The sequence below is a fragment of the Vibrio sp. M260112 genome (assembly GCF_036533775.1).
In the GTDB taxonomy this organism is placed as follows: domain Bacteria; phylum Pseudomonadota; class Gammaproteobacteria; order Enterobacterales; family Vibrionaceae; genus Vibrio.
In genome coordinates, this window is record NZ_JATABH010000044.1 from 21810 (window position 1) to 32723 (window position 10914).

At 44.5% G+C, this 10914-nt stretch carries 7 protein-coding genes and 1 pseudogene; 6 read left to right on the top strand and 2 right to left on the bottom strand.

Translation table 11 applies throughout. The features are described 5' to 3' along the window. Positions 1-7: 7 nt before the first annotated feature. The 5 genes from QTN95_RS16110 (at position 8) to QTN95_RS16130 (ending at position 8149) form a co-directional block, all read left to right on the top strand. Positions 8-3841 carry a beta strand repeat-containing protein gene (locus QTN95_RS16110; protein WP_331418157.1) on the top strand — a complete coding sequence of 1278 codons (3834 nt, stop codon included), beginning with the start codon at positions 8-10 and terminating at the stop codon, positions 3839-3841. A 63-nt stretch (positions 3842-3904) separates the two neighbouring features. Continuing rightward, positions 3905-4594 carry a C39 family peptidase gene (locus QTN95_RS16115; RefSeq protein WP_331418158.1) on the top strand — a complete coding sequence of 230 codons (690 nt, stop codon included), beginning with the start codon at positions 3905-3907 and terminating at the stop codon, positions 4592-4594. A 12-nt stretch (positions 4595-4606) separates the two neighbouring features. Next, the gene (locus tag QTN95_RS16120) at positions 4607-5281 is read left to right on the top strand and encodes a hypothetical protein (RefSeq protein ID WP_138970579.1); all 675 of its coding nucleotides are present in this window, start codon (positions 4607-4609) and stop codon (positions 5279-5281) included. A 98-nt stretch (positions 5282-5379) separates the two neighbouring features. Next, on the top strand, positions 5380-6768 hold the full coding sequence (locus QTN95_RS16125) for a transporter (protein ID WP_331418159.1): 1389 nt from the start codon (positions 5380-5382) through the stop codon (positions 6766-6768). After that, the gene (locus QTN95_RS16130; RefSeq protein ID WP_331418160.1) at positions 6719-8149 is read left to right on the top strand and encodes a sigma-54 dependent transcriptional regulator; all 1431 of its coding nucleotides are present in this window, start codon (positions 6719-6721) and stop codon (positions 8147-8149) included. Before QTN95_RS16125 ends, QTN95_RS16130 begins: the two co-directional genes overlap by 50 nt. Here QTN95_RS16130 and QTN95_RS16135 read toward each other — a convergent pair. Then, the gene (locus QTN95_RS16135) at positions 8146-9249 is read right to left on the bottom strand and encodes a GGDEF domain-containing protein (RefSeq protein ID WP_331418161.1); all 1104 of its coding nucleotides are present in this window, start codon (positions 9247-9249) and stop codon (positions 8146-8148) included. The genes QTN95_RS16130 and QTN95_RS16135 overlap by 4 nt on opposite strands. Then, entirely contained in the window at positions 9233-9718 is a 486-nt protein-coding gene (locus QTN95_RS16140) for a hypothetical protein (protein ID WP_331418162.1), read from the bottom strand. Before QTN95_RS16140 ends, QTN95_RS16135 begins: the two co-directional genes overlap by 17 nt. Positions 9719-10000: 282 nt before the next feature. On the opposite strand from QTN95_RS16140, the pseudogene QTN95_RS16145 reads away from it, so the two are divergent. Then, a pseudogene (locus QTN95_RS16145) lies at positions 10001-10914 on the top strand (IS4 family transposase); the annotation flags it as partial.

The following is a 10914-nucleotide window of genomic DNA, read 5'->3' on the forward strand; positions in this document are numbered from 1 at the left end:
AAACACCATGGAAAAACAATGGAATAAGGTACCGTTAGCGGTAATCATCGGAACGATCCTATCTGCGCCTGCCTATGCAGATGGGCTTGAAGTAGAGGCCAATAATTTACAGGTCTCTGCGGACAACTGGGTGGATGTAACATTTAATGCTCCAGGTGTTTCCGATACGGGAATCACAAATAACGCCTCATTAAGCAGTGGTGCATTTGATGATGCAAGAGGGGTTGTGCATTCAAACGTTGCTGCGGGATTTTATAACCAAGGTAGCAACCAAGCCTCTATGGGTACACGTGCTGAAGGTAATTTAGATGAGGCTGCTTCAGTTAGAGCTGGCTCTGCGCAAGCCAGCAGTGGTGAAAACCTGTCGATGAAAAAAGACTTTGGTGGCGATAATGACAACAGTGCAACTTTAGACGGTGCATTTAAGGGTGCCAAAGGCGTTATCGGCACAAACGTTGCTGCGGGTGTATCAAACTTGCAGACCAATAATGTTGCTATGGGTAATGCCGAAGATGCTAGCGAACTAACATTGACAGCAGCCTCTGAACAATACCTTGGACTTGCCCGCACTGATGGTGGTGAGGTTGAAGGAAACACGGTGAACTCACTGGGTGCGGACAATGTCGCAAAAGTTCAGGGTGGCGCGTTTAAAGGTGCTAATGGCATTGGTGGGGCTAACGTTACTTCAGGAATGGCTAACCAACAAGCGAACTCTGTCGCTTTAGCCAACTTTGTTACTGTTGGTTCAGGTGATCCTTCTGAAGGAAATCCAGCTGCAAATATTGGTGAGACATTAGGTGTTGATGGACTACCTGCTAACACTAACAACAAGCAACCTTTAGATAACCAGACTGAAGTGACAAGCGTTACTCTGACATCGAAAGGTAAACAGACTCTGGATGGAAATAGTGTAACTGTTGATGGCGACCCGCATCAATTCCAAAACAACACTTCACTGATCGATAATGTGTTTAACGCTGTGAAAGGCATTTTCGGTCTTAACGTGGCTTCCGGCGATCTTAATGCACAAAGTAACAATGTATCGCTAGGTGTGACGGCGCTACCTGATCCAGATACTGGTAGTACAGTCAACGTCAATGCCCTTGCCGAGCAAAGTGTACAAAACAACTCTGTAAGCTATACCAATAACGATGGTAACAACAATAACCCATCAACCAATGATGCCACTATTTCAAAGAGTTTTGTTGGTGCGAATGGTATCGTTGGTGCTAACGCTGCCGCGGGACAAAATAATGCTCAAACCAACAACGTTGCGGTAGCGGTGACTGAGCCTAATGGTAACGGACCTGTTGATGCTGTCAGTGTGGTTGCATCGTCAACTCAATCTGTCACATCTAATACATTAACTCAGACGCAAGACGATAGCCTTGGTCAGGTGACCAACAATGCCACTATTAATAAAGGTTCTTTCTCTGGTTCACAAGGCATCGTAGGCGCTAACGCTGCAGCTGGTCAGTTCAATGCCCAGTCTAACCAGGTGAGTGTTGCCTCAGTTGCAGGATGGATAGACTCACAGTCTGGAACTAGTGGAATTGTTAAGGCTAATTCTGAGCAAACAGTTTCAGGCAACGCCATGGCGACAGAGGGAGCGGGGAACTACGAAGCAACTTCAAACGCGACATTAACTGGTAATGCACTAGATAATATTACCGGTATTACTGGCGCGAATATCGCAGCAGGTCAAGGCAATGCTCAAACCAACAATGTTGCAATGAGCAGTGCATACGGTGATGTCGACTCTTCTGAAGTAGTGGCGGAGAGTACACAAAACGTCACTCAGTCAAACATTTCACCGGACAGTGAATCGGACTTAACGTCAAGCGCAACTATTAGTTCTAACTTCTCGAGTGACGTTTCAGGCATCATGGGTGTCAATGTGGCGTCAGGTCAGTCGAATGTGCAATCTAATAACGTCGCCTTGGCTTCGTATAACGACCAGAATGAATCTACAGCAGATGCACTTCAAGTTGAAGCAACCAGTGAGCAAGCCGTGACTTCAAATGATGTCTTTGCAAGTGGTAATGGCTATATCGATAACAATGCATCGATTGATGGTTCGTTTAAGGGTGGAGTCAGTGGTGTGGTTGGCGTGAACGTCACGTCGGGCCAAGCTAATGCAGCAAGTAACAACGTTGCACTTGGTTTATATGCAAGCAATCAGCAAGATGACTCTCAGGGCGATTTAATCAAAGCCAAAGCTAGCTCAGATCAATCGGTTGTTGGGAATACTAATAACATCGATCAAGGTAGCGAAGCTCCTATCAGCAATACAGCGTCAATTAAGAGCTCATTCACTAATGGAGCATCTGGCGTGGTTGGCGTGAATAACGCAGCAGGTCAAGGCAATGCTCAAGCGAATAACGTCGCTATTGCTTTAGATGAGTCATCGGATGACGGTGCGGGAGCTGGCTCAGTTATTGCCGCATCAAATCAGGATGTCATCAGTAATAATACCATTTCGGATATCCAAGAAGGCATTGCCGTTTCGAACCAAGCAACGCTAGCTGGCTCATTCACAGGTGTGTCGGGTGTTGTTGGAGTTAACCTGTCTTCAGGCCAAACTAACGCGCAAGCTAACAATGTGGCAATTAGTAATGGCTCTGGCGGTGGTGAAACTAACCCATTCTCTAAACAGGACGGTATTGACACGACATCAAGCTTTAGTGGTGTGCTAGCGGCAAGCATTCAAGAGATTGATGGTAGTGATGTGACGTTAGGAGCGAGTGATACGGTTTCGGAAAATGTTGCAACACTTACAGGTTCGTTTGCTAAAGCAAGTGGTGTAATTGGTGCTAACGTTACTGCTGGGCAGGCTAACGCGCAATCGAACAATGTGGCGATGGCGGCTGACGGTCAATCCGGTGCGCAAGATGGCACATTAGCAGCGGCGGCAGTTAGTCTGCAAGAGTTCGATGAAGTGGATGTATCGCTAGGAAGTGGTTTCGAAAATAGCGCGACACTAACCGAATCGTTCAATAATGGTACTAAAGGCATTGTTGGCGCGAACGTGTCTTCTGGTCAGGCAAACGCTCAAACCAACAACGTAGCACTTTCTTCAAACGATGGTCAGCCGTCAGTAGCGGTTGCGGGTAGTGCTCAGGTTATTGGCGCGCAGCTAAATGGTGCAGGTACTGGTAATACGGGTACCAACAATCCAATGACTGTGACTAATGAGCTGTTTGCAAGTGAAGCGACTCTGTCGAACTCATTTAAAGACGCGAAAGGCATCCTAGGTGTCAATATAGCTTCAGGCCAGTTAAATGCTCAGGCAAACAATGTTGCGGCTTCAGTAACGGGTACAAACGCAGGGGCTCCTACCGGCGCAATTAATGTTCAAGCGGCGGTTATTAATGAAGTAAATTACAACGCCACAGGTGCTTATACAGCAGTACTTGGTAGCAATGCATTCAACGGTGCGACGGGTGTGATTGGTACCAACATGGCGGTCGGTGTTGCGAATGGTCAAAGCAATAACGTTGCAATGCAAATAGCTGATGGCAATACCTCTGGTCCGGCTGTAGCAGCTAACATTCAAGGTTCGTTTGCCAATGGAGCTGCAACCAGAACAACAACTGGCGCAGTCAATGTGGACGGCATGGCTGAATTCGCTGGTCTTGCTGTTGAGAGTGTACAGCTAAGTAAGTTTGCAGTGTCTGATAACGGTACTGGTACTAACAGTGACCTGGTCAGCGTAGGCAATACAGCGACAATCACAAACAGCTATAACGGTGCTAAAGGTGTTATCGGCGTTAACGTAGCATCAGGCTTAGGCAACTTGCAAAGCAACAATGTTACGCTTGTCGCTTCACGCGGCAACTAACGACATGGTGTAAATATCGAAATGCCCTCTTCGGAGGGCATCCTTTTAAGCTTAAGGATAAGTATGAAATTTTGTCTTTTGACTGTTGGATTATGTCTGTCGACCCTGACTCAAGCGGCCACGGTTTACCTTGATGGTTTGGTACCTGGGGTAGGTTCGATGCACAAGGAAGTTGTCAGCATCAAAGAGAGAAAGTTTCTAAATATCGTACGACAACAAACCGACTTTTCTTGTGGTGCCGCCTCACTAGCTACCTTGCTTCGTTATGGATACAACATCGATACCGATGAACAAAAGGTAATGAACGGAATGTTTCAGGTATCGGATGCGACAGCGGCGAGAAAGCTTGGTTTTTCAATGTTGGACATCAAAAACTATGTCGAACAAGGATTGGGCATGAGGGTTCAAGGTTACAATATTCCGGCGGATAAGCTTAGTGCCTTGCCTATTCCAACCATCGTCTTGCTAGACATTAAAGGATACCGTCATTTTGTCGTGCTAAAGAGAGTGGATAAGAGTGGCAATGTCTATATTGCAGACCCTGCACTCGGCAACCTGACTATGTCTGTTGAACAGTTTACTCAGGGTTGGCAAGGAGTCGTTCTGGCCGTGGTTGGTCAGGGGTATGATCAAAGCTCACCTTTAGCCATGCCTTCTCCACCGCTCACGGTACGTTCCCTGGAGGATCAGTTTGCTCCGGTAACGGCCTTTAACTTAATGGATTTTGGCTTCAATGCATCGGAGTTGTTCTAAAAGGGAAACACAATGAAGATCAAATGTTTGGCAGCTTGTCTGTTTACCTGCTTTCAGGCTAATGCGGCGGTTGACTGGCAATCAATGCAAGCAACCTTGGTAGATGAGCAGCAACTATCGACGATGCGTGGTAAGTATCGAGTCGCGCGTTCTGGAGAGGATCTCTATTTTGGGGTACGAATGATCACCCATTGGAGTGATTCGAATTCATCAGGTTCAGCTGGCATGGATGTTGTCGTAAATGGCAACAATGTTAGTGTTACTCCATTAGATGGCAGTGATTTACAAAACAGCATTAATGACAACGGAATCCATGGCAATGGTTCAGGAATGGTTCAATTGGTTCAAATTGCAGGGAATGGCAACTCGGCAAGCAATGACTCTGAGCTGAAGTTGGTGGATAGTGGCGGGTTAACCTCAACGTCGTTATCGGGTTCCTCGCAAGTTGAATACTATCAAGTCTCTGGTGGTGAGAACCGTGTCGGATATAAAGTGACCATCGGAGAAAGCATAGCAATCCAAGAAATTCGTAGCTTGAAATCGGCACATGGAGCCTATCAAGGTATAAAACTCAAAGGTGACGATTTGGTGGTTCAGAACCAAATGTTAATGGAGGTGAAGATTCCCGACTCGTGGAAGCAAAGTCGAGACTTGATGGTATCTCATTCATTATTAAAGGGATTATAAGCAAACCGCATATGCTTCTAATTGATATCTCACTTTTGAAACAGTAAATAATTATAAATTAACTTAACATCAAGCGAGTTCATATCCGGGAGGTGAATATGAAAAGGAGCTCGCTTACGATAAGTTGCCTGATCGCAACTAGCAGCCCTGTCATGCATCTGCATGCCAATGATCAAGTGGACGCTTTATCTCAGCAACTGGCTGAACAAAAAGCGGCGAATGAAGCATTAAAAGCTCAGTTGCAGCAACAGCAGCAAGTGATGCAGCAGGTTATTCAGGCAGTTAATAACCATCAACAAGTGCTTATCAATCATCAGGGAAATATTGATAGCCTAGTTAAAAAGAATCAGCGCGTTTCCGCGGAGATGAAATCTCAACTTAATGGTGATAAGGAAGAAAACGTCCTATCGCGTCCCGAGAAAGTTGCTATCGATGCAACAGCTGGCTCTTCCCAGGTAGCCCGCCCTGAGACTCAGACTGCCAACACTCAAACAACGAAAGCTAAGCCGACTAATGCAACTAAGCCTCAAGATTCAAGCCAGAAAAGCCGCAGTGCAGAAGATGTATACCAAGAAGCGGGTAATGTCTTTACACGTAAGTTCACTCTGGAAACCGCTTTTCGTTACAGCTATTTTGATCGAAAGGATCTTGCATTAAGTGGCTTTCTGGCGCTGGATTCGATTTTCCTTGGCGACATCAACTTAGATAGAGTTCGTTCTAACACCTTCAACTTAGACTTTTCTGGACGTTACACTATCGATGATCGCTGGCAGGCTGAACTCAGTATTCCGACGGTTTACCGCTGGTCAGATTATGAAACTGTGGGTCAGAATAACTCTAGCGACGGTTTAGAATCAGGCAAGGTATCGAGTTCGGGCATTGGGGATATCAGTGCAGGTATATACTACCGTGTTCTAAAAGAGACCACAGACTCGCCTGATTTAGTATGGAACTTTCGGGTGACCGCACCAACCGGTAAAGATCCATATGGTATCGCGACCTCATCATCCCAGTCTGGCAACCTTAACGTTCCCGATGACCTGCCAACGGGTAATGGAGTGTGGGGGTTAGGTACCGGGATCTCGATTGTTAAAACCTACGACCCTGCCATCGTATTCTTAAACCTTAATTATACTCACCAGTTAGAAGAACAGTTTGACGACATCAGCAGTGCAGCAGGTAATCAGTCTGGCAGCGTTAAGCTTGGTGATAGCTGGGATTATGGTCTGGGCGTGGCTTTTGCTATAAGCGAACGCATGAGCCTCGCAATTAACTTTAGTCAATCTATGAGCAATACCTCTAAACAAAGACTTGATGGAGGGGATTGGGTAGAAGTTATCGGCAGCGATGGCAATAGTGCCACTTTGGGTATTGGTTCAACCATGGCTTTGACCAAGAACTTGAGTATGGTGACACAAGTAAGTTCTGGTTTAAGTGATGATGCTGCTGATTACGCAATCAGCATTCGCTTCCCTTACCGATTCTAAAGGTGATGAAGGTATTATTATGCGAGAAGAACAAGCCGTATCGATATTAGTTATTTCGCGTGATCATCAACTATGGTCAGGAATTTTGTCTGCTCAGGGGTGGAGTTATCGAATTGTAGCATCGGTTGATACTGCGAAAGAGATATTAAAGAATGTACACAGACTTGTGGTTGTATTCGACTTTTCATGTGGTCGATACCAATGTAAACAATTAGAAGTACTCCATGGAATCGGCTTGGGAGTTCGCACTATTGCTTACTTGGACAAATATCAAAGAGAGCTGATGACCTGTGAAGATCTCAACTATATTTCATACTATTGTGTTGATTATTACACCAGTCCTTTGCCTAAAGAAATGGTAGTGAAAACTCTAGGTCATCAACTAGGAATGCTCGATTTGAAGAGCAACTCACTGACAAAATCGAAAGTAAATGTTGTTGAAGTTAAGACGACAGCGTTGATTGGTGATTCTCCTGTTGTACATCGTCTGAAACGACAAATAGGCAAAGTTGCGCCAACGGACGTTAACACTCTAATTTGTGGTGAAAGTGGTACAGGTAAAGAATTAGTTGCTAGAGCTATTCATGATGCATCCTCACGAGCGAATGAGGCATTTGTAGCGGTGAACTGTGGTGCTTTGAATGAACAGTTAGTTCATTCTGAGTTATTTGGTCATGAAAAGGGGGCTTTCACAGGAGCCAGCACAAGCCGGACGGGTAAAATTGCGTTAGCACATAATGGCACACTATTTTTGGATGAAATTGGTGACTTGCCCCTAACTCAGCAGGCCAATTTGCTGCGGTTTCTTCAAGAAGGAACGATTGACGTACTAGGGGGTCATGAGCCGGTCAGGGTAAATGTGCGGGTGGTTGCGGCAACTCACGTTGATTTGGAACAAGCGATTAGGGAAGGCCGTTTCCGACAAGATCTCTACTTTAGATTGAATGTGCTTCGGGTTAATGTACCAGCGTTAAGAGAGCGAGATCAGGACATATTAGTCTTGGCTGAATTTTTTATGAAAAAGTTTAGTGCTGAATATAATTGTAACGTCTCTCATTTTGATGAGGGAGCAAGGCAAAGATTGCTTGGGTACCATTGGCCGGGAAATGTAAGGGAACTAATCAATATTGTTAAGCGTGCCGTGCTGATGAACGATATTGGAGTGATTTCAGCACAAGATCTTGATATATCCGACAATGTAGAGCTTTCTACACCTACCAACGGTCATAAAGGTGAAAGCTTACGTGATGCCTTACTCCTTTATGAAGGTAATGTCCTAGAAGCCTCGAAATATTTAGGAATATCAAGAGCGACCGCCTACCGGATTATAGAAAAGTACGACCTAAGATCAGCATTGGTTAGGGCGAGAGGTCTCAATTAGTGATTGCTGACGGCATGTATTTCGTGTGATCGTTTGTCGGAATACATGTTTAGGTCTGCATGGGTTAACAACTCAGCGACATGAAGTGAATCTTCTGGATATCGAGCGATACCGATGCTAGTGGTTAACTCGAATTGCGTTCCATCTTTGATTTTAATTGGTTTGAATACGTTTTGATGGATTGTATCGATTGTCTTATTTATTACAGCCAGATCAGTTTGATTTGATATGACGGCAAATTCATCACCACCAATTCGGTAGCATTCTAGCCCGAGACGACTTAAGCGCCTAGTGACTGCTGTAAGTACCTGATCCCCAGCATAGTGTCCATGATAATCGTTGATTTGCTTAAATTTATTTAGGTCAAGTAGCAAAATACTGAATGGTGTATCAGAATCTGTTCTCCGTTTTAATTCACTAAACATCGCCAAACGATTAGCAATACCTGTTAGCGAATCTGTGAGAGAGAGTTGCTTATGGTACTCCGATTCTTTATGGAAGATGTACATTGCTAGACAGGCGCACAACACAAGCAACATCAAGGAGGCAAACTGGATATCGTTAAGATTCTGTGCTTGCTTCATCTGATCGCGATAGAGCGGACTCTTGATGCGAAAATTGGTGTTTACATACTGAATCATAGACATGTAAAGAATGTTGAACTCGTCACTGACCTTCTCTACGTAATCAGGATGATTAAGAAGTTCGAGACGGGATTCGAGCGCTTTGAATTGGCTAAATAGTGTCGAAAAGAAAACTCTTGCTCCCGGTAACGCAATGTAGGTATCCGCTTCTCTACTGGTCAGAAGGAGATCAAAACGACTCCAAGTGAGCTCGTACTTAAGCAGGGCTCGTTGATGATAATCCTCATCCGTTGCCGCAAAAGGAAGAATGGAATTGAGCTCCGAAAACTCCTTACTCAGTTGGAATAAAAACCATGTAGCTTGATTTTGCTGTTCGCTGTAGGACTGAGCGTGTTGTCGAGTCGCACTAAGAAAGTAGAGATTCGCGATGATGACCACAAGACTGAGCAAGAGCAGTAAATACTTGGCCCTTTTGAGAATAGCGGATGATTGGTTGTAATTATTGCGCTGCCACATCTTGGTTTCTATGTATGAGTATCTCGTCTATCTGCCACACCATTTGAGCGTGGAAAACAGCATTATCAATTTCTGGGTATTGGTCTAAATTAAAGACCAGCCAATAAGGACCTTTATTTCTAACTTTAATGGGTTGATTGTCTATCTGATATGCCACAATAGGCTGATATTTTTTGATATCTTTGATTTGTGAGCTAGCCGCGTAGTCATTGAGTGCAAGGAAAGAGACAGAAAAAGCGTCGTTAATTTCAAGGTGTGTTAGGAGATCAGAAACCTTGAATCCAGTAATGTCTTTCTTATCTTCGAACCAAGGTAGGCTGGTGGTAAAGCTCGTTGGTGGAAAGAGAGATGTGATTTGTTCATGGGTAAGAACAATAGGTTGTTGATCTGCTGCACGAATGACCAACTGAGAGCCCAATGTTTGGAAACTCAAAATCGAGGACAACAATGCAGCCCAATACCACCTCATAAGCTCTCCTTGGATTATTTAGATAAATATCATTAATTATATTATGAGAACTGATGGATTAGAAAGCTTTTAGGCAAACAGTGAGAGATGACGAGGGTGCTGTTGGATATGATGAACAACAAAGCCCCTAAAAGGTAACTCCGATCAGTTAAGTAAATGATCAGTTGAACGATCCTGTGGTTGGTTGAAAATACCCTCAAACATTTCATATTTGAGGGTATTTTTTATGTTGGCTCACTGGCTTATTGATGTTGATGACTTCGCTTCTCCTGATTCACTTACGCTGAGTTGGTCGTTTGGCTACTAGTCGGTATTGGTTTGTATCGTGACAGACCCATTACTGATGTTCTAGATAAGTTGGACCTGAAATTATCTAACTCTTTAGGTGAATCCATAGCCCCAAGTGCTATTCCTCAAGCCAGAGCACTTGCTAATCACTATCAGTACGTTAAGCACAGTAAAAATCGTCACACTGAATACCCTGTAGTTCGTCTATGCGCGCTATGCTCTCTTCGTAGTCGTTTACTCCATGATGTCGCTTTTGGTCCTAGCTCAACAGGGGAAGTGAGCTACGCTAAACAGTTAATATCATCAACGACACCTAACTCCCTCACGCTCTTTGACAGATGCTATTTAAGTGCCGAGCTAATGATTAACTGGCAGCGTCAACACGGCTCTAGTCACTGGATGACTCCAATAAAATCCAATACACAGTATGAGGTCATTAGGAAGCTAGACAAGGAAGGACGTGATTTGATTGTCGAAATGGATGTCTCACAGCATGCACGTAAGCAAGATCCCAGTCTCCCAGAAAAATGGCAAGCGAGGTTGGCCCTGTACCCTGAGACAGAACAACCTAACCATATCAAAGGCGTATTAACTTCTCTAACCGATAGTCAATATGACCTTCAATCCCTGTTGGATGTCTATTTTGAGCGTTGGGAAATTGAGAACAGTTATGGAGAGATAAAACACGATATGTTAGAAGATGAACTTCTTCTTCGAAGTCAGTCAGTAGAAGGGGTAGAGCAAGAAGTCTGGGGGATATTAATCGCTTATAATCTGGTTCGCGTAGAGATAAGCCGTATTGCCAAAGAAGCGAAGGTATCGCCTCTGCGGATAAGTTTTATGATGGCACTTCGAGATATTCAAGATGAGCTTATGTGGTGTGCGATAGCATCGCCAGGTTCGATCCC

What these genes read in the sequence shown, in the direction of transcription:
- QTN95_RS16130 (WP_331418160.1), top strand. Translation starts at nt 6,719, where the DNA reads ATGATGCTGCTGATTACGCAATCAGCATTCGCTTCCCTTACCGATTCT.
- QTN95_RS16125 (WP_331418159.1), top strand. Translation starts at nt 5,380, where the DNA reads ATGAAAAGGAGCTCGCTTACGATAAGTTGCCTGATCGCAACTAGCAGC.
- QTN95_RS16135 (WP_331418161.1), bottom strand. Translation starts at nt 9,249, where the DNA reads ATGTGGCAGCGCAATAATTACAACCAATCATCCGCTATTCTCAAAAGG.
- QTN95_RS16120 (WP_138970579.1), top strand. Translation starts at nt 4,607, where the DNA reads ATGAAGATCAAATGTTTGGCAGCTTGTCTGTTTACCTGCTTTCAGGCT.
- QTN95_RS16140 (WP_331418162.1), bottom strand. Translation starts at nt 9,718, where the DNA reads ATGAGGTGGTATTGGGCTGCATTGTTGTCCTCGATTTTGAGTTTCCAA.
- QTN95_RS16115 (WP_331418158.1), top strand. Translation starts at nt 3,905, where the DNA reads ATGAAATTTTGTCTTTTGACTGTTGGATTATGTCTGTCGACCCTGACT.
- QTN95_RS16110 (WP_331418157.1), top strand. Translation starts at nt 8, where the DNA reads ATGGAAAAACAATGGAATAAGGTACCGTTAGCGGTAATCATCGGAACG.